The following is a 23,727-nucleotide window of genomic DNA, read 5'->3' on the forward strand; positions in this document are numbered from 1 at the left end:
CCAGTCTTCCCAGCCTTCATTCCATCCTTCAACTAAAACGGCATCGAAACCATTTGCAGCAGCGAAGTCAATGTATTTTTTTACGTTAGCATTGTTGGCACCGTGAGTTCCGTTTGGTTTTGCTTTCGCGAAATCTGTAACACCTAATTGAACTGTTGGGTAATCGTTTGTGTATGACCAAGAGCTTTTCCCTGTAATCATTTCCCACCAAACACCAACATATTTAACAGGCTTAATCCAAGAAGTATTGTCAATTTTTGATGGATCGTTTAAGTTATAAGTCATTTTTGAAGCTAAGATTTCTCTAGCATCGTCGCTTACAATAATCGTTCTCCAAGGCGAATGATTTGGCGCTTGCATATGACCTTTGTCTCCTTTTGCATCTGGTGTTAACCAAGATTCGAAAACTAAGTTTTTATCGTCTAAATTTAAGTGCATACAAGAATAGTCAATCAAAGCTGCTTCGTGTAAGTTGATGTAGATTCCGTCAGCAGTTTTTAACATCAAAGAAGTCTGAACTCCTGTTGGTGAAAAAGATTTTTGAGAAACGTTTGCTGTATATGCTTTCTCAGATAAACCTCTAATTTCTGATAATTTAGATTTTGTATAATCGTATTCCTGAGTGTCATAATCTCCAGGAATCCAAAAAGCAGTATGATCTCCGGTCATGGCAAATTGAGATCTCTCTTCTTTGATTACAAAGTAAGTAAGATTCTTTTGTGCAGGAAATTCATATCTGAATCCTAAACCATCATCAAATAAACGGAAACGGATTACGATTTGTCTGTCTGTTCCTTTTTGGTTTAAAGTAACAGCCAATTCATTATAATGATTTCTGATGTGATCAACTTCTCCCCAAACCGGTTTCCAAGTTTCATCAAAAGTTGAGGTTTTCGTATCAGTAATTGTAAAGTCGTTCAATAAAGATTTTTTATCATCTTTAAGTTCAAGACCTAATTTACTGGTTTTTACAACTTCTTTGTTTTTGTATTTTAAATTGTACGTTGGAGTTCCGTCGTTTTGAAGAGAAAATTCCATTACGAACTTTCCTTCGGGTGATTTTAATTGTTGTGCTTCTGCAATTGAGCTAAAAGCAAACAAGATTAAACTTGCGAAAAATAAGTTTTTCATGTTTTTTGATTTTTAGAGTATTGTATTTAATTTATTTGTACAAATTTACTTGCAATTACAGGATTTCCATTTACGATAATTGTTAAATCTTGATCGCCGTCTACAGTAAAAGTTGTTTCGTTATGATTTACAGCTACTTTTAAAATTTGGTTTCTGAAATTAATTTTAAAAGAGTAACCGTTCCATTCTTTTGGGATTTTTGGAGAGAAGTGTAATTGGTCATTTTTAACACGCATTCCTCCAAAACCTTCTACGATACTCATCCAAGTTCCGGCCATTGACGTGATGTGACAACCTTCTTCTACTTCTTTATTATAATCGTCCAAATCTAAACGAGAAGTTCTTAAATAAAATGTATATGCCATGTCCATTTTATCTAAAGCTGCAGCTTGAATCGAGTGAACGCAAGGCGAAAGTGAACTTTCGTGAACCGTAAATGACTCATAAAATTCGAAATTGCGTTTTAATTCTTCTTTAGAGAAATGATCTTCGAAGAAATAAAAACCTTGTAAAACGTCAGCCTGTTTGATGTAAGGCGAACGCAATACGCGATCCCAAGACCATTTTTGGTTAATCGGGCGTTGTGATTTATCTAAATCTTTTACCGGAACTAAATCTTTGTCTAAGAAACCATCTTGCTGTAAATAGATGCCAAGTTCTTGAGAAATTGGAAAGTACATATCATCTGCTACTTTTTTCCATTCTTGAATTTCATTCGCCGAAAGGCTCACTTTTTCTAAAATGCGTTTGTGATCTGAAGGATATTCTGAAGCTACTTTTTCAATTTGTTCAGCAGCAAAATCAATACACCATTTTGCAATATAATTGGTATAGAAATTATTGTTGATGTTGTTTTCGTATTCGTTTGGTCCTGTAACTCCAAGAATTACATATTGGTTTTTATCTTTAGAAAAAGAAGCTCTTTGGTGCCAAAAACGCGCAATCCCGATTAAAACCTCAAGACCTTTTTCTGGAATATAAGAGTAATCTCCCGTGTAACGGTTATAGTTGTAGATCGCAAAAGCAATCGCACCATTTCTATGGATTTCTTCATGTGTGATTTCCCATTCGTTGTGACATTCTTCACCATTCATCGTAACCATCGGATACAATGCAGCGCCATTTTTGAAACCTAAATTATCTTTAGCATTTTCAATCGCTTTGTCTAATTGATTGTAACGATATGTCAATAAGTTTCTTGCAACCTGTTGGTCTTTTGTCGCCATGTAAAACGGAATACAATACGCCTCAGTATCCCAATAAGTTGATCCGCCGTATTTTTCTCCGGTAAATCCTTTTGGACCAATGTTTAAACGAGAATCTTTTCCTGAATACGTTTGGTTTAATTGGAAAATATTGAAACGAATTCCTTGTTGTGCTTTTACATCGCCTTCAATAGTAATATCTGACATTTCCCAGATTTTTGCCCAAGCTTCAATTTGATTTTGAAGCAAAGCATCATATCCTAAAGCAACAGCAGATTTGATTACTTTTTCGGCTCCAGCCAAAGTATTTTCATGGTTTAAAGAAACGGTATAGCCTCCAATTTTTTGAATTGTTGAGGTTTGTCCTTTTGCAATTATAGTTCCGTAAGTATATTGAACTTTATCTACCGTTGAATCGATTGTTGAAGGCGAAATATTTGCATTTTCGCCATTAGCAAAAATCGTATTGTGCATGAAAGTAGTAACCTTAAAATGCGTTTTGTAAGTCTGAGCTGTTACAAAAGCTTCGTTTGTTCCCTTTTTAACTTCAAGTGGTTCCCAGAATTTTTCTTCCCAGTTGGCATCTTCATTGGTTACACCAGCGTCAACGTAAGGTTTGTAAACGATTTTTGCATCTTTATTTAAAGGCGTAATATCGTATTTGATAACTCCAGCTTCGTCTAAATCTAATGAAAGAAAACGACGAATGTTTACAGCGATTTCAGTTCCGTTTTTTAGAATAGCTTCAAAAGAACGATTGTACCATCCTTCTTTCATATTCAATTCTCTGCGGAAATTTCTAACTTCTTTACAATTATGTAAATCAAGATTTTCTTCGTTGACTTCAATATCAATTCCAATCCAGTTTGGAGCATTTAAAACTTTAGCGAAATATTTCGGATAACCGTTTTTCCACCAGCCCACTTTTGTTTTGTCTGGGTAATAAATCCCTGCAATATAACTTCCTTGGAAAGTTTCTCCAGAATATGTTTCTTCAAAATTCGCACGTTGTCCCATAGCACCATTTCCGATACTAAAAAGACTTTCAGACGATTTTACTCTTTCGACATCAAATCCTTCTTCTATTATGGACCAATTGTCTGGTTTTATATAATCTTGATTCATTTTTTCTTTAAATTAGAAAATACGGCAATTAAGGGAATTAGATAATTGCCTTGGTTCTTATTAACTTTTTTACATTCATTTGAGTAATTGAGGTATTAGAATATCTGTCGGTGAGATCATTATCTCATTGACACATTTTCTAATTATCAATTAGCTCTTCAATAAAGCTTGTTGTGATTTGGGTAAAATCTTTAAAAATATGATCAGCTTCATGTAAAATTGTTTCCTCACCAATTCCAACACTTACCATTTCTGCAATATTTGCCGCTTGAATTCCGGCAACAGAATCTTCAAATACAATTGAATTTTTTGGATCAATATGTAATAATTGAGCCGCTTTTAAGAATACTTCTGGATCTGGTTTTGCATTGGTAACATCATTTCCGTCAACAATAACATCGAAGTAAGATAGAACTCCAGTTTTTTCTAAAATTGGTCTTGCATTTTTGCTGGCAGAGCCCAATGCAATTCCTTGATTTTTCTCTTTTAATAGTTGTAGAATTTTTAAAACTCCTGGAAGAACCTCACTTTCATCCATGTGAACTAAATAAGATAAATAATCTTCGTTTTTTTGAACTAGCCATTTGTCTTTGTCTTCCTGAGAAGCTTGAACATTGCCTAATCCAAGTATAATGTCTAAAGAACGAACACGGCTCACGCCTTTTAAAAGTTCATTGTCTTCATGCGTAAAATTTATATTTAATGACTGAGCGATTTTTTGCCACGCCAAAAAGTGATATTTAGCGGTGTCAACGATTACACCGTCCAAGTCGAATATAAATGCTTTTTTATTCATTTTAGTGAAAAAATTATTCTTAATTATGATTTTTGAGAAACGTCGTCTACGTCTTTTACTTTAAAAACTAAAGCTGCAGCGATTAAGAAACTAACTCCGCTTGTAACTAAAGCATAAATGGCATCTCCGTTATAAAGATATTTTACGATTGGGCCACCAATTAATGCATTTACAATTTGCGGAATAACAACAAAGAAGTTGAAGATTCCCATGTAAACTCCCATTTTTTTCGGCGTGATAGATCCTGCAAGAATTGCATATGGCATAGCCAAAATACTTGCCCAGGCAACTCCAATTAAAATCATTGGCAATACAACCCAGTCTTCATTTGGCATGAAATAAATTGAGATTAAACCAATTCCTCCAATGATTAATGAAAGTGAATGTGTTGCTTTTCGACCGATTTTTTTAGCGATGTATGGCAAGAAAAATAAAGCAACAATGGCAGAAACTAAGTTGTAAACACCGAATAGAATTCCAACCCAGTCTCCAGCATCTTGATATTGCTGGCTTGAAGTATCTTCTAAAGGCAAACCGTAAATATGATGTGCAATTGCTGGAGTTGTAAAAACCCACATTCCGAATAATCCGAACCAAGAGAAAAATTGTACCCAGCTAAGCTGACGCATTGTTACTGGCATTTTTGCAAAATCAGTAAAGATGTCTGTAATTTTTGATTTTTCCTCAGAATCAACAATCACTTCATTTTGAGGATCTTCAAATTTTGCCAGTTCTTCTGGTGAATATTCTTTGGTTGTAAATAAGGTCACTAAGATTGAACCAATTAAAACCGCTGCACCAATGATAAACGACAAAGTCAAATTCAACGGAACACTTCCCGGAACAGTGCTGTTTGGTACACCAAAATATTTCGTTAAAATGTATGGAAGTGCTGAACCAATCACGGCTCCAAAACCAATTAATGAGGTTTGAATACTAAATCCTGCAGTACGCTGATCTGTTCTTAAATTATCTCCAACAAGTGCACGAAAAGGCTCCATGGCAATGTTGAAAGAAGCATCCATTATCATTAACATTCCGGCTCCAACCCATAAAGCAGGAAGTACAGAAATGAAAATATTAGCTTGTGGCATTAGAATTAATCCTACCGAAGCTAAAACGGCTCCCACTAAAAAGAAAGGTTTTCGTCTGCCGAATTTTCCCCAAGTTTTGTCACTGTAATGACCAATGATGGGCTGTACTATTAATCCCATAAGAGGAGCAATAATCCAGAACCACGAAAGTTCATGTACGTCGGCACCAAAAATTTGAAGAATTCTGCTGGCATTTGCATTTTGAAGTGCAAACCCCATTTGGATTCCTAAGAAACCGAAACTCATATTCCAGATTTCCCAGAAACTTAATTTACGCTTTTCCATTATCGTAATTTGAAAAATTATACGATAAGCGCCTTGCTTATCAAAACTTTGTTCTTTTCGAAGTAAAACTAAAAGCCTTGATGGGCGTAAAATTATAAATTATTTTTTTATTTATGCTAATAAAAAAGCCATAAATATTTTTTATGGCTTTAGAAAGTGTTGATTTTAAGTTTTTTAGTCAGTAGATTCTCTTTTTATTAAATGAGTTTCTATGACTTCTGTGGTATAGTTTTCAGTATGTTCTTCGTCGTCATCTTCTTCGGCCTCAAGTCTTTCGATAAGCATTTTAGCTGCTTTGTTGCCCATTTTTTCACCACTTTGACTAACGGTTGTAATTGTTGGGGTAGAATATTTTGAAATAATTCCGTCAGTAAATGCAATTACTGCTAAATCTTCAGGAACTTTAAGCCCCATTTTATTAGCCGTTTTTATAATTGTTACGGCAAAAAGCTCATTTACAGCAAAAACAGCATCAAAAGCTCTTTCGTGCAAAAGCTGACTGATGGTTATTTCGCAAGTTTCTACATCTTCAATTTTGATGATTAAGTCTTCATTAAAGGGTAATCCATTATCTAATAAAGCTTTTTCGTAGCCATCGGTTCTCAATTTTCCAACGCTTACATAATCGACTGTAGTAACTAGAGCAATCTTTTTGCGGCCATTGTCGATTAAGCTTTGAACTGCTTCATAAGCAGCCGATTTATCATCAATAATTACTTTATCGCATAAAATATCATTAGTAACACGATCAAACATTACTACAGGCATCCCTTGATTGATAACTTCGGTAATATGATGAAAGTCTCCTTTAAACTGTGTTTCTTTAGAAAGAGACATGATAAAACCATCGATACTTCCATTGGCTAACATTTCCATGTTTAGAACTTCTTTATCAAAAGAATCATCTGATACACAGATGACTACACTGTATCCGTGTTCGTTTGCAACCTGCTCTACACCATTGATAACAGTTGAGAAAAAGTAGTGTACAATTTCTGGAATAATAATCCCGATACTCTTCGTTTTTCGGTTTTTTAAACTTAGAGCAATATTGTTTGGTTTGTAGTTGTAAAACTTCGCAAAAGCCTGCACTTTCAGTCGTGTTTCTTCTCCAATTTCGAGACTGTTTCTTAGTGATTTTGAGACAGTTGAGATAGACACGTCAAGCTCCTTTGCAATCTGTTTGAGGGTTATTTTACGTTTCATGAGGTTAGTTGAAAAAAATCTAATTAGTAATAAAGGTGTATAATATTTTTGGTATTTGCAATTTTAACGCTAAAAGATTACAAAAAATAGAAAGTTTTCAACACTACCACGTTTTCGTAAAGCAATAAAAATAGCCTCCTGTCGAGCATGTTAATAAATTCATAATTTTGGAATTCGAAGTAAAATTAAAAACTTAACTAACATTCAAAAACTCAAAACTAATTTAAACAAAAAGTATGAAAACAATTTACAAAAAGTTGTTATTTTTATTCCTATTGTTGCCTTTTACAGTGTTGGCTCAGAACACTTTAAAAGGGACTGTTGTTGACAAAACAACTGGTCAGCCAATCCCAGGAGTAAATGTAAATGTACAAGGTGCTCCAAATGGTGCATCAACTGGATTTGATGGAAATTACCAGCTGTCAAATGTTAAAAACGGTAACAAAATCGTTGTTTCTTTTATTGGATACAAAACCGAAACAATTGACTACAATGGTCAAAAAACACTTAACATTTCTTTAGAAGAAGATACTAATCAGCTTAAAGAAGTTGTGGTACAAGTTGGTTACGGTACTGTGAAGAAAAAAGATGCAACAGGATCTGTTTCTCAAATTGCAGCAAAAGATTTTAATAAAGGGATTAACGTAACTCCAGAAACATTAATCAGCGGACGTATTGCTGGTGTTAATGTAGTTGGGGGTGGAGCTCCAGGAGCAAAAGCTGATATTAGAATTCGTGGAGGATCTTCATTAAGTGCTTCTAATGAGCCATTAATTGTAATTGATGGACTTCCAATGAGTAATGCAGTTCCTAGTGGAGCAACTAGTATATTGTCTACAATAGATCCTAGTGATATCGAATCATTTACTGTTTTGAAAGATGCATCTGCAGCAGCAATTTACGGTTCTCGTGCCGCAAATGGTGTAATCGTAATTACTACTAAAAAAGGAACTAAAGGTGGCGTAAAAGTAAACTTTAGCTCTCAAGTTGGTATCAATACTGTTGCTAACACTGTTGATGTGATGAGTGCAGATGAATATCGTGCTATTGTAAATGCAAATGGTACTTCAGCTCAAAAAGCTTTATTGGGTACAGCAAACACAAATTGGCAAGATGAAATTTTTCATACTGCTCTTACAACCAACAATAATATATCTGTAAGCGGTTCTTTATTTAATAAATTACCAGCACGTTTATCTGTTGGAAATGTTGATAATCCTGGAATTTTAAGAAATACTTCTTTTGAGAGAACTACGACATCGTTATCGTTAAATCCAGTTTTATTTGATAATCATTTAAAAATAGATATTACAGGAAATTTAGCTTTTGGAAAAAATCAATTCCAAAATGAAGGAGCAGTAATTAGTAGTGCAATCATATTTGATCCAACACAACCAGTTTATCAAGCAGGTTCTCGTTACGGAGGATACTTCGAGTGGTTGGAAGGAAATGGAAATGTACCGTTATTGCCAGCAAGAAACCCTGTGGCAAGATTAAATCAAGAAGATAGAAGAGCAACTTCTACAAGAAAATGGGGTAATATTAGATTAGACTATAAATTCCATTTCTTCGAAGATTTAAGAATCGTTGCCGAAGCAGGTATCGATAAATTTGACAGTGATGGGTACAATGCAATAAGTACTGAAAGTATTTTAGGATATCAGCCTAATTCATTTGATAAAGGTAATTGGGTAAACTTAGGAGGCTATACTCACTATACAGATAATCGTCAGAACAAAAACTTAAACACATACTTTAACTATACTAAAGATATCGGTAAGTTTAAAATTGATGCAACAGCTGGTTATAACTATCAATTATTCCAGAGAGAAGGATTTAATTCTGGAGATATCAAACAACCAAATCCACCAGCAGACGTTACAACTGATCCAGACATCAATTTGCAATCGTATTTTGGGCGTGTGAATTTAGGATATGACAGTAGATATTTATTAACTGTTAATTACAGAAGAGATGGGACTTCACGTTTCTCTAAAGAAAATAGATGGGGTAACTTCGCCGGAGGTGCTTTTGCATGGAATGTAGCTGAAGAGTCATTCTTAAAAGATAATGAAACATTATCTAGTTTAAAATTAAGAGTTGGATACGGAACTACTGGTCAGCAAGATATTCCACCTGCATATGATTTCTTAAGAAGGGTAACTTTTGGAACGATTAATACGCAGTATCTATTTGATGGTGTTATTTACAAAGCAGCAAGACCAGAAGGATACAATGAGAATATTAAATGGGAAGATTTGGCCGAGATGAACATTGGTGTTGATTTTGGTTTCTTTAAAGAAAGATTGACAGGTTCTATTAACTATTTTGATAAAAAATCTAGTGATTTATTAGCAGATATCCCAGTTCCAGATGGAGCAAACATTCGTAACCAAGGATATAGCAACATTGGAAGCGTTAGAACTAAAGGGGTTGAATTTAGCCTTCAATCGGATATTATTAAAAATGATAAATTAACATGGAATGTTGCTGCCAACGTAACTTACATTGATCAAAAAATTTCTGACTTAGGGGTAACAGCTCCAGGATTTCAGGGATATATCACCGGAGATGTAATTGCCGGAGGTACTGGTAACCAAGTGTTAATTCACTCTGAAGGTTATGCTCCAAATTCATTCTTTGTATTTGAGCAATTATACGATGCAAACAAAAGACCTATTCAAGGGGCTTACGCAGATAGAAATGGTGATGGTGTAATTACAGATGCTGACCGTTATAAATATCATAAGCCAACAGCAGATTATACTTTTGGATTGTACTCTACTTTGAATTACAAAAAATTCGATTTTACAATGAACTGGAGAGCTAGTTTAGGAAATTATATTTTTGATAACGTAAGTTCTGATAAAGGATATTTACAAGCAGGTTTAAGAAGAGATTCTGATCTAGCAAATATTACAAAAGATTATTACAATACAGGTTTTACAACTGAAAGTAATTCAAATGGAACTCAACGTAATTACTCAAATTATTACGTAAAAGATGCTTCTTTTATTAAGTTAGACAACATTGTATTAGGATATACATTTGATAAATCATTACTAAAAGCAGCTTCATTACGATTTACAGCGGGAGTTCAAAATGTTTTTGTACTTACAAAATACAATGGTTTAGATCCTGAAAAATTCAACGGAATAGATAATAATGTTTATCCAAGAGCGAGAACATTCTTGTTTGGAGTAAATGCGAATTTCTAATAGTACATTGAAAATTAAATTTAAAAAATAAACAAAATGAAAATATCATTTAAATATATATCTTACTTTCTCCTATTGATTTTGGGAGTGAGTATGACACTTGCTTCATGTACAAGCGACTTAGATGTAACGCCAAAGGATGATGACGAGTTTCTTTCTGATGACTTTTTTAAAGATCCAACATCTTACAAACAAGTATTAGCAAAATTATATGCTGGTTTATATGTAGGAGGAAATGATGGTGATGGTCAAGCAGATATTGCAGGTCTTGGAGGAGATTTCAGTAGTTACCTTAGGTTGATGTTTGTTACTCAGGAATTTCCAACAGATGAAGCTATTGTTGCTTGGAGTGATGATGGTTTGCCAGCTATAAATGGACAAAAATGGAGCCCAAGTAATCAGTTCTTGTACGGAATTTTTTCAAGAGCTTTTTATGAAATTAGTGTTGCAAATGAATTTTTAAGACAAAGTACAGACGAAAAACTTGAAGAAAGAGGTTTTGATGCAAAAGTAAAAGCAGAAGTAACTACTTTAAGAGCAGAAGCACGTTTTTTAAGAGCTTTTTCGTATGTGAATTTAATGGATTTGTTTGGAAACGTGCCTATTACAACTGAAAAAGATCCAGTTGGGTATTACTTTCCAGAACAAAAAACAAGAGCAGAAGTTTTTGCTTTTGTAGAGTCAGAATTAAAAGACATGGATGCTACTTTAGCAGCTTCTGGATCTAATGAATATGGTAGAGTTGATAAAACAGCAGCTAAATTTTTATTAGCACAAATTTATTTAAACTCTAAAGTTTATACAGGAACAGAAAGATATAATGATGTAGCTACAATATGTAACGAAATTGTAACAGGTTCTGCATATACTTTTGCTAATGTTCCTTACCGCTATTTATTTTCTGCAGATAATGATAGAAATGGAGCGCAAAATGAAGTTATTTTCCCTGTTGTTGGAGATGGAAATGCAATTAGAGCAATTGGTGGAGGTATGAGTTTCATTTTACACGCTTCTATTGGAGGAAAAATGGTTAGTGCAGATCAAGGAATGGATGGAGGTTGGTCTGGTATCAGAACAAGACCAGAGTTTGTTAGTTTATTTCCTGACGTAAATGCAGCTTCTGATAAAAGAGGAACATTTTTTACTGACGGACAGACTTTGGATATAGCTGATTACGGAGTGTTTACTAATGGTTATGCAGTTACAAAATTTACAAATGTAAATTCTGATGGTTCTAAAGCACAAAGACCTGATATGCCAGATACAGATTTTCCAATGTACAGATTATCAGATGTATATTTAATGTATGCTGAAGCTACGCTTAGAGGAGCATCAACAGGAAATATGACTACGGCTTTGGAATATATCAATAAAATTAGAGCAAGAGCAAGCGCTGGTATTATTACAAGTTCTGAATTAACATTAGATTTTCTTTTAGATGAAAGAGGACGTGAGTTATTTTGGGAATGTCACAGAAGAACAGATTTGATTCGTTTTGGTAAATTCACAGGATCATCTAAAATTTGGCAATGGAAAGGCGGAATTAAAAATGGTAGCGGTACAGATTCATATAGAGATTTGATGCCTATTCCGTCAAGAGCTATTCAAGCAAACCCAACTTTAAAACAAAATCCAGGATACTAACTAACCCTTATAAAAAATAAATAAAATGAAAAATATATATAAAATTTTAATCGCATTCATTGGTGTATTAGCGGTGTCATGTAATGCAGATGATGTAGAAGAAAGACCAGTAATTACACCTGATGGGACTCCAGTTTTACTTAGCCCACAAAATGACTTTAACATTGTTCTTAGTAAAGAAAATGAAAAAGAAATTGCAACTACAGTAATTTGGGATTATGCAAAATATAGTGGTACTGCTACTGTTGTTAATTATACTATCGAAATTGCAAAAGCAGGCACAAGCTTTGCTGCACCTGTTGCAGTTACTACAACAACAGAGCGTTATAAAGCGTTAACTGTAGCCGAATTAAATTCTGCTTTGGTTAATGGTGGCTTTATTGAGAAAGAAGAAAATAGTGTTGATATTCGCATCAAAGCTACAGTTGGTACTGGAGCAGAAGCACAATATTCTAATTTCTATACTTTTAAAGCAACTCCTTACCATACGCCATTAGCGACTTCTCACTGGTTAGTGGGTGCTGCAACTCCTGGAGGATGGACTTGGGATGGTGATGCTGAAACTGAGTTTCCATTAGTAGTTGGTAAAACAGATGTTTACCAAGTAACTGTTGTTCTTAAAAGTGGAGAAGCATTTAGAGAATTCTTAGGAAATAACTTTACAAGTAATGGTAACTGGGATGCAAGTCATAACTATACTTACTACTCTGGATTAGGTTATACTATTGATGACGAATTAGTAAACGCTGGAGATGGTGACAGTAACTTTAAATATACTGGACCAACAGGACCAAGAGTTTTAACAATCGATAACGGTGCTAAAACGATCACATTAGATTAATTTTTTGATCATAATATTTTAAAAGGGCTGTCTTAATAGACAGCCCTTTTTTTATGCAATTTTCTCAAAACAGCCAATCATTTTATTTTTATTATTTTATGGTTAAAAATGAAATACTGATAATTATTTCATTATTTTTTTAATGTTATTGTTATTTATTAACACTATAACGTTATAGTTTGATTCAGAAATACCTTACCGTTAATCGGTAAGGTATTTTTTATATTTTTAAAAAATCAATAGCATTTTACTGCTAAAAATCCCCATTTTTTTGATTTATTAGTCTGATTAGTTTGTAGTTGCAAATGCAAATTAAAAGACTCTTAAATACAGGTTGCGCAACCTAAGACCGAGCCTGAAATTGATGTCACTAAAAGATGATTTTGGAACACCCAAAAAGCGGAAGCCGAAAAGCTTACGAGTAGGCTAGTTTAACTTATTAATAATGAAAAAAATTAATTTAAAAAGTATTAATGAGGGAATGAAAAGAGAAGAAATGCGAATGATAAAAGGTGGCTGCGGATGCGGCGCTGGTCTGGGCAGTTCTTGTATTCCTAATAGTCCAGTGTTTAATTGTGCTGCTTCTTTAAAATGTATTCCTAAACCACTATTTCCAGGAGATACATTTACTGCAGTTTGCTCTTAAGCTATAAAAATGCATTTCAAACAATAACCAAAAAGCGGAAGTCGAAAAGCTAATGAGTAGACAAGTAAAACATTAAAATTTATTAAAAATGAAAAAGATTAGTTTAAAAAATATTACTGAAGGTTTAAAAAGAGACGAAATGAGAATGATTCAAGGAGGATCTGGATGTGGATCTCCAGCAGGAAGTTTCTGCTATGTAAACCATGGTATTTTTAATTGCGCACCAACTTTAAAATGTGTTCCAAAACCACAATATCCAGGAGACATTTATACAGGAATTTGCTACTAAGCATTCTTTAAATTTTATAAAAAGACTATGCTATAAGTAATCTTATAGTATAGTCTGTTTTTTTAGCTCGAGAAAATGAATAAAATAATATTACTAAACTGTTACTTAGGAAAGCTTCCTTGGTATTTTGATTTTTTTCTAAAGTCTTGTGAGACTAATCCAAGTATCGATTTTGTTATTTTTTCTGATGATGAAGAAGAAAGAGAAATTCCGAAGAATGTAAAAATTATAAAATTTACATTGGCGGATTTCAATTCTTTAGCTTCACAAAAACTCAATCTTGATATTCAAATCTCTAGCGCTTATAAAATTTGTGATTTTAAACCAGCATTTGGTGTCATCTTTCAAGATCAAATTTCTGGATATGACTTTTGGGGCGTTTGCGATATCGATTTGGTTTTTGGAAGAATTAGAGAATTTATGACCGAAGAGCTACTGGATAATTTTGATGTCATTTCGGTTAAAGATTCTTTTCCGTCGGGTTATTTTTTACTGTTTAGAAATAATTCTATTGTCAATTATCTATTTGAAAAAAGTAAAGACTATAAATTCATTTTTACATCCAATGACAATTATTGTTTTGATGAATGCGGTGGAGCTTATGATGAAGTAATTTCAGGAATAAATATTCTTGATGTGCCTACAGAAACAGAAAGTATTCATCATGTTTTAGTAAAAGAACAAAACAATATTAGAGTGCATTTTGATTTGTTTATTATTGAGGGCACACCTGGAAAAATAAAATGGGACAATGGAATTTTGAGCTATAAAAATGAGTATGAGGTTTTACTCTATCATTTTAGCAGTTATAAGAATAACATTTTTGCCGTTCAAAAAAGATGGAAGAAAATACCCAAGTCCTATTATATTGATAAATACAACGTCAGAAAAAGTTCAAACATTTTTTTTGCTAAATGGACAGATCATATAAATCCAAATTTTAAAAATTTTCTTTTTAAAACAGACATGTTTTGGTCCAAAAAGTTAAATGTTACAGCATTGCGAAATTTAGAAAAAGGACAATATTCTTACATGAATCGGACTGTTTTTATTGGAAAAAATGCCAAACAGCAAAATTATTTATGTTATGAAAATCTGGAGAATCAGTTTGATTTGACTCAGATGATTTTTCATTCTAAGTATTTTTTCAATACACAAACCAAGCATTATTATAGACATGAAAAAAATAGTTTCTCGCAAGTATTTCTTGATGGAAACTTAATTAAATACTCCAAATTATAAAATCAATGAAAATAATTCAATCATTTTGGTCACAAAATCTAGACAATCCATTAGCTGAAAGTTACGGATGGCTTTCTGAAGCGCACAATTGGTTAAGCTGGATATTAAGTGCAAATCAATTAGCTAAATTTTATAAGGTAGAGTTATATACCGATCAAAAAGGGTATGAAATATTGATTAATCAGCTTCAGTTGCCCTATCATAAAGTTCATGTTGTTTTAGATGAGCTCAATCATTATCATAAAAGTCTTTGGGCAATGCCTAAAATTAAGACTTATAGTCTTCAAGACGAGCCTTTTTTGCATATCGATGGAGATGTATTTATTTGGAAAGAATTCTCAGATGAATTGTTGAACGGAGAATTTATTGCCCAAAATCTAGAAGTTACTACAGAATATTATGCAGAAATGTGGAAAGACATCTATCCTCATTTAGTATATGTTCCAGAAGAGATGAAAGATTACATCAATAATCATAACAATTACGCTTATAATATGGGTATAATCGGAGGGCGTAATTATGAATATTTCAAGAAATATGCAGCGATTTCATCAGAGTTTGTAGATAAAAATAAATTGGTTTGGAATTCTATTAACGGATTTAATTTTAATATTTTTTTTGAGCAAGTATTGTTTTACAATATGGTAAAAGAGTCTTCAAAAAAAGTTAATTGCTTGTTTGCTGATACCCCAAATGATAGTAACTATATCGGATTTGGAGATTTTGATAAAGTGCCAAACCAAAAAAGCTATTTGCATTTATTAGGTACATACAAAAAAAGCGTGCGTATTTGCAGTAGTTTAGAGACTTATGTCATTAAAGAATATCCAGAGTATTTTGAGCGATTGAGAAAATTGTTCCCTTTTAATTTTTCACAATATAATATGTCATTTGATCATTCTAAAAACCAGAATTTGAAAAATGATTTTAAGCTTAAAAATGCTTTAGATGTAAAACAAGAATTTACAAACGAATATTTAGTAGGAAGAAATTTTATGTCTTTGGAGTTTCCACAGGAATTTGATTTTTTAATTGCTAATGATAAACCTTTTGAATTATCGAAATTATCTGAAACAGAAATTACTGATTTTTTTGATGAGCAATTAAATGAAAATGTTAGATATGTAGTACTGCCAGAATTAGATCAAAAAATATCACGTTTAAGTATAGATGAAATTGACGAATTGGTTCTAGAAGAACTTGCCGAGCCTATTCTTTATAAACAACTTATTCGCAACATGACGGCATATTTGGAAGAAGATGTAGATGAGCAGGGAAAAAACGATTTTATAGAACTGATCCAGAACAGAATTAGATTCTTTTTAGCAGAGAAAGTACTTTTTTTGAAAGCAATGATTGAAGAACCAGATTTAATTTCATCAAAATGATAGACTTTTTTTATCTAAAAAAATACCTTCATGAGCATAAGTATAGTCATCTTGGAGAAAAATTTTTACTCGAATTAGAAGCGCATCCAGATTATCCAAGCTTAATTGCTATGGTTGATGTGTTCAATTATTATGATATCGAAAATGTGGCAGCTAGAATTGATCAAAGCGAGTTGCCAAATCTGCCAGATACATTTATTTCTATTTTTTGCACGTATACAGGAAATGAAATTGTTTATACAAAAAAAATCGGGCAAGATTTTGAGATCCAGTTTGCAAATGGCTTTGTTCAAAAACTTTCCAGAAGCGAATATTTAGCAGGATGGAACGGAATGATTGTAGCTATTGAAGAAAATGAAAATGCTGAAAACGTAGAGAAAAATATTCTTTTTAAGAGCATTCCTTTGTTTTTATTGGTCACAATCGGTTTTGCTTTTTTTCAAGTTTATACTAACAATATAATAAGTCCTTTTTTATCAATAGGATACTTTATAGCATCATTTTTAGGATTGACAATTAGTATTTTTTTAGTTAGAGAAGATTTAGGATTTCATGACACTGCAATTTCAAAAATATGCTATGCTACTAAAAAAACAAGTTGTAAAGAAGTCCTTCATTCAAAAAAAGCAAAAATTTTAGGAGGTTTGAAATTGACAGATCTTTCTCTAATATACTTTTTAGGATTGACTGTTTTTTCAATTTTTACCGAATTTCAAGACTATATTTTTATTTATAGCTGTTTAGCTTTTTTTAGTATTCCGGTAATGTTGTATTCTGCTTATGTACAAAGTTTTATTGTTAAAAAATGGTGCATATTGTGTTTAGGAATCTTGCTTGTATTGGTAATTCAGGTTTTGATGGTCTTAAATTATGGTTTTAGCGTCAATCCAAATTTTGCTGAAGCTAAAAATGCTGTTGTGTTTTTGTTTGCTTTGATTTATATAAGTTTTCTTTTTCTGGAAATTAAAAGACTTATAAAAAACAATTTGACCAATAATATGATAGAGTTAAAATACAATCAGCTTAAAAGAAAATATCCTGTTTTTAAAGCCTTGATTGATGGTGAAAATAGTGTAGAAGAACTCGTTCTAGAAAAATTACAAGCCATTGTGATTGGAAAAGAAAATGCTCCAATTACAATCAATGCAGTTCTTAGTGCGTCTTGTATGCATTGTCATAAAGTTTATGAAAAACTAGTAAAACTGCAAGCCAAAAATCCAGACTACTTAAAGGTAAAACTTGTCTTTAATATAAATGTCGAGAATTTACAGAATCCATATAACATTATCTATAAACAGGCAATTGCTTATTATCTAAAAGGAGAATACAACAAAGCGGTTTTATCATTGAATGAATGGCATATCGATCGATTGGATTTTGAACAATGGAAATTGAAATGGCAAGACAACTATTCTGAAATCGGAATAGCACAAATACAATCGCAATACCAATGGTGTCTTGAAAACAAGATTTTTTATACACCAGCAATTCTCGTAAATGGGCAATTACTGCCTAAAGAATATGAAGCTCACGAGCTCAATTTTTTTATTGATAATCTAATAGAAGAAAAAATCGCCGTATTTTGAAAATTACCTCTTTCCCTTTCTACAAACAGCCCGACACTAAAGATTGCGGCCCAACCTGCTTACGTATTATTGCAAAATATTATGGAAAAGTAATTGAACTGCAACAAATACGAAACCTTTCTGAAACCACTCGAGAAGGCAGTAGTCTTTTAGGTTTGAGCGATGCAGGAGAAGCTTTAGGTTTTAGGACGCTTGGGCTAAAAACTAATTTTGAAACTCTCCAAAACGAAATGCCTTTGCCTTGTATTGTGCATTGGAATAGTCAGCATTTTGTTGTGGTTTACAAAATAAAAAACGACAAAGTTTATGTCTCAGACCCAAGTCACGGTTTAATTATTTATTCTAAAGAAGAATTTATCAAGTTTTGGATTGGTAAAAATGCACACGAAAAAACAGAAGAAGGAGTTGCTCTTTTTTTAGAAACAACTCCAGAATTTTATAAAAACGAATGGGACGATGAAAACTCCAAAAGGAGCTTTAGTTATCTGACAAAATATTTGTTTCGTTACAAAGGCCTAGTAATTCAGTTAATTATAGGATTGGCTGCGGCGAGTTTGTTTTCATTGCTGTTTCCGTTTCTTACTCAAAGTATTGTCGATGTCGGGATTCAGACTCAAGATTTGAACTTTATATATCTAATACTTTTAGCTCAATTAATGCTTTTTGCAGGCCAGACAGCAATAGAAGTGTTGCGTTCTTGGATCATGCTTCATTTGAGTACAAGAATAAATATTTCATTGGTTTCTGATTTTTTTATTAAACTGATGAAATTGCCGATTAGCTATTTTGATAGTCGAATGACTGGAGATATTATGCAGCGAATAGCAGACAATAGAAGAATTGAGCAATTGTTGACAGGAAGTTCGCTGAATGTAATGTTCTCACTTTTAAATCTAGTTGTCTTTAGTTTTGTGCTGGCTTTTTATAATCTGCAATTGTTTTTGGTTTTTTTAATTGGAAGTAGTGTTTATCTCAGCTGGATTTTGTTTTTTTTGAAAAAAAGAAAAGAACTAGATTATAAACGTTTCTCTCAGGTTTCAAACGAGCAATCTAAAGTAATCGAGCTTATAAACGGAATGCAGGAAATAAAAATGCATAATGCCGAAAAGCAAAAACGATGGGGTTGGGAGTTTGTTCAGATTCGTCTTTTTAAAGTTAATATTCAAGCCCTGACTTTGGAGCAATGGCAATCTGTTGGGTCAAATTTTATTAATCACTTAAAAGATTTATTAATTACTTTTTTTTCTGCAACCCTTGTGGTTAAAGGAGATTTAACTCTCGGGATGATGCTGTCTGTACAATATATTATCGGACAATTAAACAGCCCTTTAATGCAGATGGTAGGTTTTGTGAGATCTCTTCAAGATGCTAAAATAAGTTTAGAACGATTAGGCGAAATTCATGATAAAGAAGATGAAGAAGATGCTCTTAATCCTAAAAATCACGATTTATCACATTCTGATGTTTTTGTAAAAAATATATCTTTTAAGTATACAGGAAGTCAGGATTGTGTTCTAGAAAATTTAAATCTGTTAATACCAAAGCAAAAAACAACCGCAATAGTAGGAACAAGCGGCAGCGGAAAAACAACTTTACTAAAGCTTTTGATGAAATTTTATGAGCCAAATGCAGGAGAAATCGTTTTGGGGAATATGAAGTTTAGTACTATTTCTCCAAGTGCCTGGAGAGGAAAATGTGGTGTTGTAATGCAGGATGGATTCATTTTTAATGATACAATTGCAAATAATATAGCGGTTGGAGAAGATTATATCGACAAGAAAAAATTACTGCATGCTATTGAAACTGCCAATATCAAAGAGTTTATTGAGTCTCTTCCGCTTTCTTACAATACTAAAATAGGAAATGAAGGAACTGGAATTTCGGGCGGACAGAAACAAAGGCTTTTGATTGCAAGAGCAGTTTATAAAAACCCTGATTATTTGTTTTTTGATGAAGCCACTTCTTCGCTAGATGCTAATAATGAGAAGATAATTATGGAAAATCTAAATCAGTTTTTGGTTGGGAAAACAGCAGTAATTATCGCTCATCGCTTATCGACTGTAAAAAACGCAGACCAGATTGTAGTTTTAGAAAAAGGAAGGATAGTCGAAATAGGCACACACAAAGAGCTCGTACTTGCTCAAAGAAATTATTACGAATTAGTGAAAAATCAATTAGAATTAGGGAACTAGTTCCCTGTTAATATAAGATAACAAAATGGCATCAAAAGTTTTAGATGATTTAGAGTTGCGTTCTGAGGCTGTGCAGGAAGTATTGTCAAATCCTCCAGCATGGATTGTTCGTTATGGTATTTCTATTGTATTTGGAGTGATACTCTTATTTATTATTGGAAGCTGGTTTATTAAATATCCAGATGTAATACCCGCAAAAGCAATGGTAACATCTAATTATCCGCCAGAACGATTAGAATCAAAAGTCAATTCAAGAATTGTAAAATTGTACATGCCTAATTCTTCTCAGGTTAAAAAAGATGATGTTCTTGCAATTTTAGAAAGTACTGCCAATTTTGAAGATGTTTTAAAATTAGATAAAATGGTGTCTTCAATTCCATTAGATTATCAAGCGTTTTATTTCCCTTTTCAAGAAATGAGCAATTTACAGCTAGGAGATATTCAATCTTCATTTAGCCAATTCCATAAAGCTTATATCGAAAACGAATTGAACCAAAAACTACATCCTTATTCCGAAGAAATAAATGCGGGTAAAAGTTCGCAAACAGAAAACAAAAACCGATTAGAATCGCTATACGGGCAGCAAAAATTAGAAAAAGTTAAGCTTTCTTTGAGCGATGTTCAATATCAAAGATCGCTACAGCTTTATGAAAAAGGAGTTATTTCAAAGTATGATTTAGATGTTCAAAAAGCAAATAATTTACAAGCTAAGCAAAGCTATGATCAGATAAATACAGTCATTTCTCAACAAAGAGAAGCAATAGAACAAGCAAAAAAACAAGTAGTAGCCAGTGAAATTTCTCAAAAGAAAGCAGACGTTACTAATTTGGCTTCTTTGTTTCAAGCATTAGATGAATTGAAAAAAAGCATTCGAATCTGGAAACAGAATTATTTATTTCAAGCCAATTATGATGGAGTTTTTAAATTTCAAAATTCATGGAAAGAAAATCAGCTCATAAAAGCAGGTGACTTGTTTGCGACAGTATTGCCAGAAAATCAAGGGCAATATATAAGTAGTCTAAAAGTTCCGTCGCAGAATACAGGTAAAATAAGGCAAAATCAAAAGGTTCTAATAAAATTAGATAATTATCCTTTTCAAGAATACGGAATGCTGGAAGGCCGTGTTCAGTCTATGTCGACAATAGCAGACAAAGAAGGAAATTATTTTATTGAAGTAGTCATGCCCAATGGACTTCAAACAAGCTATGGCAGAAAGATAAAATTTGATAAAGAATTGACAGGATCTGCAGATATTATTACTGATGAAATGCGCCTCATTGAACGTGTTTTTTATCAATTTAGAAAATTAGTTCAAAGATAAATATAGAGTTCTGATTTTTTTACTTAAAAAATGAAGCATACTAAATTTTGTTTTTATAATAATTTTCAGAGATTTATTATAAAGTTTTAAACACTACAACGTTGTCGTAAGTCTATTTTATAAGTGCGTCTCTAAGTTCTCGACTTAATAAGATACCTTTATTAATTATCTCAATTTTTTGCTTGATTAATCATTATTTAAATATGAAAAAAACTTTACTTTTTATTTTCTTTTTACTGTCGATTATTGCTGATGCTCAACAGATAACAGTGTCTCCAGCTGTGTTTCAGGTTAATCAACAGATAAAAATAACAGCCTCATTTGCATCGAGTACATGTAATACAATGGGAACGAGTCCTACTAAAGTATATATGCATGCAGGTATAGGTAACGAAGCAAATGCTTGGCAAGTTGTTAAAGGAAATTGGGGAGCCGATGACGGTGTTGGCCTAATGACAAAAGAAACAAACGGAACTTGGAGCATTACCATTACACCGAGCGTTTATTTTGGGTTGACTGCTACACAGCAATCGGCGGCGACAAAAATGGGAATTGTATTTAGAAGTGCAAATGGAAGCCAGACCTTAAAATTGGCGCCATCATGTTCTGATTTTTTTGTTAGCGTAGGATCTTTTCAAGTTACCTTGACTTCTCCAGCCGAAAATAGCACCTCAATTGTTTCATCTGGTTCAAGTTTTAATATTGCAGCAACAAATACTGGTGGAGCGGGCAGTTATACTTTAAAAGCTAATGGAGTAACCATAAATACAAATGCCAGTACTTCAAGCTATTCGTATACGCATACCAATATTACAAGCAATCAAAGCTATGAGCTAATTGCAACTCAAGGTACAACCACAGTCTCAAAGAAATTTGCAGTAGTTGTAAATCCAAATACTGTTTCTCAAGTTATGCCGACAGGCTTAGTTGATGGGATTAATTATAACGCTTCAGATGCTACAAAAGCAACTTTAGTATTAGACGCACCTCTTAAAGATTTTGTTTATGTTGCTGGAAGTTTCAATAACTGGCAGCCAACGTCGGCTTATGCTATGAAAAAAGATCCTTCTTCGGGTAAATTTTGGCTAGAATTAACAGGTTTGGTCTCAGGTGTAAATAATACGTACCAATATTGGGTTGTAGATACAACTCCGATTGCAAATTCACCATCAATGGTAAAAACAGCAGATCCGTATTCAACCTTAGTTTTATCGCCTTATGATGATTCTTCAATTCCTGCATCAAAATATCCGAATATGCCGGTTTATCCTGCAGGACAAAATTTTGAAGTTACAGTTTTAAAAACAGGACAAACCCCTTACAATTGGAAGGTGACTAATTTTGATAAACCTCAAAAAGAAAAATTAGTCGTTTATGAAGTTTTGGTTCGTGATTTTGATGCATCAAGAAGCTATCAAAGTTTAATTGATAAAATAGATTATTTTAAAAATCTAAAAATCAATGCAATTGAATTAATGCCAGTAATGGAATTTGAAGGCAATGAAAGTTGGGGGTATAATACTTCATTTCATATGGCTTTAGATAAGTTTTATGGAACTTCGGATAAATTAAAAGAATTTATTGATCTGTGCCACCAAAACGGAATTGCAGTAATTCTGGATGTTGCATTAAATCACGCTTTTGGAAGAAATCCTATGGTAAGAATGTGGATGAATGATCCTGATGGAGATGGTTTCGGGTCTCCTACAACAGAAAATCCATATTTTAATACAGTAGCAAAACATACTTATAGTGTTGGTGAAGATTTTAATCACCAATCATTAAAAACACAATACTATGTAAATCGTGTTATTAAACAATGGATTGAAGAATATAAAATTGATGGTTTCCGTTGGGATTTAACCAAAGGATTTACACAAGCATGTACAGCTTCAAACGAAAGTTGTACAAATAGCTATCAGCAAGATAGAGTAGATGTTTTGAAAAAATATGCCGACTATTCGTGGAGTTTAGACCCGACACATTATACTATTTTCGAACACTTAGGAACTGATGCTGAAGAACAGCAATGGGCAAATTATCGTGTTAGCGAAACACCAAGTAAAGGCGTGATGATGTGGGGGAAAATGACAAAAGAATACAATCAATTGTCAATGGGATATGCGACTGAAAGCAACATTTATAGAATGAATAGCACAAGCCGTGGATTTACTGCCAATCGTTTAATGGGTTATGCTGAAAGTCACGATGAAGAACGTTTGATGTATAAAAATGTACAGTATGGAGCTTCAAACGGAAGTTATAATGTAAAAACATTAAATACGGCTTTATCTAGAATGTCTGCAATTGGAGCGGTTTCTTTATTAATTCCTGGACCTAAAATGATTTGGCATTTTGGAGAATTAGGAATGGATGATTCTATTTTTAGCTGTAATAACGGAACTGTAAATGATGAAACAACAACAACTCCAGGAGATTGTAAATTAGACACAAAACCACAGCCACAATGGACAGAAAATTGGCTTGGCGATTCAAATCGAAATAAAATATACAATGA

Annotated in this window: 16 protein-coding genes; 11 read left to right on the forward strand and 5 right to left on the reverse strand. The window is 33.0% G+C overall.

Translation table 11 applies throughout. From position 1 onward, the window contains the following. The 5 genes from B3J44_RS18055 to B3J44_RS18075 all read right to left on the reverse strand — a co-directional run. On the reverse strand, window positions 1-1,131 hold a 1,131-nt coding region (locus tag B3J44_RS18055; RefSeq protein WP_286970147.1), incomplete at its 3' end, for a glycoside hydrolase family 97 N-terminal domain-containing protein. 26 nt (window positions 1,132-1,157) lie between these two features. Then, entirely contained in the window at window positions 1,158-3,461 is a 2,304-nt protein-coding gene (locus B3J44_RS18060) for a glycoside hydrolase family 65 protein (protein WP_286970148.1), read from the reverse strand. Between the two features lie 139 nt (window positions 3,462-3,600). Beyond that, a complete protein-coding gene (gene pgmB / locus B3J44_RS18065) occupies window positions 3,601-4,257 on the reverse strand; it encodes a beta-phosphoglucomutase (protein ID WP_286970149.1) in 657 nt (218 codons plus the stop codon). Between the two features lie 23 nt (window positions 4,258-4,280). Next, entirely contained in the window at window positions 4,281-5,636 is a 1,356-nt protein-coding gene (locus B3J44_RS18070) for an MFS transporter (protein ID WP_198854721.1), read from the reverse strand. A 174-nt stretch (window positions 5,637-5,810) separates the two neighbouring features. Then, window positions 5,811-6,842: a LacI family DNA-binding transcriptional regulator gene (locus B3J44_RS18075; protein ID WP_198854720.1), complete on the reverse strand. Its 1,032-nt coding sequence runs from the start codon at window positions 6,840-6,842 to the stop codon at window positions 5,811-5,813. Window positions 6,843-7,078: 236 nt separating this feature from the next. Here B3J44_RS18075 and B3J44_RS18080 point away from each other — a divergent pair, with 236 nt between their 5' ends. From B3J44_RS18080 to B3J44_RS18130, 11 genes are all read left to right on the forward strand, one after another. Further along, window positions 7,079-10,060, forward strand: coding sequence for a SusC/RagA family TonB-linked outer membrane protein (locus B3J44_RS18080; RefSeq protein ID WP_286970152.1), 2,982 nt, complete (start codon window positions 7,079-7,081; stop codon window positions 10,058-10,060). A 36-nt stretch (window positions 10,061-10,096) separates the two neighbouring features. Next, the gene (locus B3J44_RS18085) at window positions 10,097-11,704 is read left to right on the forward strand and encodes a RagB/SusD family nutrient uptake outer membrane protein (protein ID WP_198854718.1); all 1,608 of its coding nucleotides are present in this window, start codon (window positions 10,097-10,099) and stop codon (window positions 11,702-11,704) included. Between the two features lie 25 nt (window positions 11,705-11,729). After that, on the forward strand, window positions 11,730-12,545 hold the full coding sequence (locus B3J44_RS18090) for a SusE domain-containing protein (protein ID WP_286970153.1): 816 nt from the start codon (window positions 11,730-11,732) through the stop codon (window positions 12,543-12,545). Between the two features lie 445 nt (window positions 12,546-12,990). After that, window positions 12,991-13,191, forward strand: a complete 201-nt coding sequence (locus B3J44_RS18095; RefSeq protein ID WP_286970154.1) for a hypothetical protein — start codon at window positions 12,991-12,993, stop codon at window positions 13,189-13,191. 88 nt (window positions 13,192-13,279) lie between these two features. Further along, a complete protein-coding gene (locus B3J44_RS18100; RefSeq protein WP_198854715.1) occupies window positions 13,280-13,480 on the forward strand; it encodes a hypothetical protein in 201 nt (66 codons plus the stop codon). A 75-nt stretch (window positions 13,481-13,555) separates the two neighbouring features. Next, the gene (locus B3J44_RS18105) at window positions 13,556-14,722 is read left to right on the forward strand and encodes a DUF6625 family protein (RefSeq protein ID WP_286970157.1); all 1,167 of its coding nucleotides are present in this window, start codon (window positions 13,556-13,558) and stop codon (window positions 14,720-14,722) included. 5 nt (window positions 14,723-14,727) lie between these two features. Continuing rightward, the gene (locus B3J44_RS18110; RefSeq protein WP_286970160.1) at window positions 14,728-16,110 is read left to right on the forward strand and encodes a DUF6734 family protein; all 1,383 of its coding nucleotides are present in this window, start codon (window positions 14,728-14,730) and stop codon (window positions 16,108-16,110) included. Then, window positions 16,107-17,696 carry a vitamin K epoxide reductase family protein gene (locus tag B3J44_RS18115; RefSeq protein ID WP_286970161.1) on the forward strand — a complete coding sequence of 530 codons (1,590 nt, stop codon included), beginning with the start codon at window positions 16,107-16,109 and terminating at the stop codon, window positions 17,694-17,696. The genes B3J44_RS18110 and B3J44_RS18115 overlap by 4 nt, the downstream gene beginning before the upstream one ends. A gap of 2 nt (window positions 17,697-17,698) precedes the next feature. Next, window positions 17,699-19,888, forward strand: a complete 2,190-nt coding sequence (locus B3J44_RS18120) for a peptidase domain-containing ABC transporter (RefSeq protein ID WP_286970178.1) — start codon at window positions 17,699-17,701, stop codon at window positions 19,886-19,888. A 25-nt stretch (window positions 19,889-19,913) separates the two neighbouring features. Further along, a complete protein-coding gene (locus B3J44_RS18125) occupies window positions 19,914-21,209 on the forward strand; it encodes an HlyD family secretion protein (protein ID WP_286970163.1) in 1,296 nt (431 codons plus the stop codon). 203 nt (window positions 21,210-21,412) lie between these two features. Further along, on the forward strand, window positions 21,413-23,727 hold a 2,315-nt coding region (locus tag B3J44_RS18130; protein WP_286970165.1), incomplete at its 3' end, for an alpha-amylase family glycosyl hydrolase.

The organism is Flavobacterium sp. UBA4854 (assembly GCF_002399805.1).
In the GTDB taxonomy this organism is placed as follows: Bacteria; Bacteroidota; Bacteroidia; order Flavobacteriales; family Flavobacteriaceae; genus Flavobacterium; species Flavobacterium ginsengisoli.

What these genes read in the sequence shown, in the direction of transcription:
- B3J44_RS18075 (WP_198854720.1), bottom strand. Translation starts at nt 6,842, where the DNA reads ATGAAACGTAAAATAACCCTCAAACAGATTGCAAAGGAGCTTGACGTG.
- B3J44_RS18115 (WP_286970161.1), top strand. Translation starts at nt 16,107, where the DNA reads ATGATAGACTTTTTTTATCTAAAAAAATACCTTCATGAGCATAAGTAT.
- pgmB (WP_286970149.1), bottom strand. Translation starts at nt 4,257, where the DNA reads ATGAATAAAAAAGCATTTATATTCGACTTGGACGGTGTAATCGTTGAC.
- B3J44_RS18095 (WP_286970154.1), top strand. Translation starts at nt 12,991, where the DNA reads ATGAAAAAAATTAATTTAAAAAGTATTAATGAGGGAATGAAAAGAGAA.
- B3J44_RS18085 (WP_198854718.1), top strand. Translation starts at nt 10,097, where the DNA reads ATGAAAATATCATTTAAATATATATCTTACTTTCTCCTATTGATTTTG.
- B3J44_RS18060 (WP_286970148.1), bottom strand. Translation starts at nt 3,461, where the DNA reads ATGAATCAAGATTATATAAAACCAGACAATTGGTCCATAATAGAAGAA.
- B3J44_RS18070 (WP_198854721.1), bottom strand. Translation starts at nt 5,636, where the DNA reads ATGGAAAAGCGTAAATTAAGTTTCTGGGAAATCTGGAATATGAGTTTC.
- B3J44_RS18110 (WP_286970160.1), top strand. Translation starts at nt 14,728, where the DNA reads ATGAAAATAATTCAATCATTTTGGTCACAAAATCTAGACAATCCATTA.
- B3J44_RS18100 (WP_198854715.1), top strand. Translation starts at nt 13,280, where the DNA reads ATGAAAAAGATTAGTTTAAAAAATATTACTGAAGGTTTAAAAAGAGAC.
- B3J44_RS18125 (WP_286970163.1), top strand. Translation starts at nt 19,914, where the DNA reads ATGGCATCAAAAGTTTTAGATGATTTAGAGTTGCGTTCTGAGGCTGTG.
- B3J44_RS18090 (WP_286970153.1), top strand. Translation starts at nt 11,730, where the DNA reads ATGAAAAATATATATAAAATTTTAATCGCATTCATTGGTGTATTAGCG.
- B3J44_RS18080 (WP_286970152.1), top strand. Translation starts at nt 7,079, where the DNA reads ATGAAAACAATTTACAAAAAGTTGTTATTTTTATTCCTATTGTTGCCT.
- B3J44_RS18105 (WP_286970157.1), top strand. Translation starts at nt 13,556, where the DNA reads ATGAATAAAATAATATTACTAAACTGTTACTTAGGAAAGCTTCCTTGG.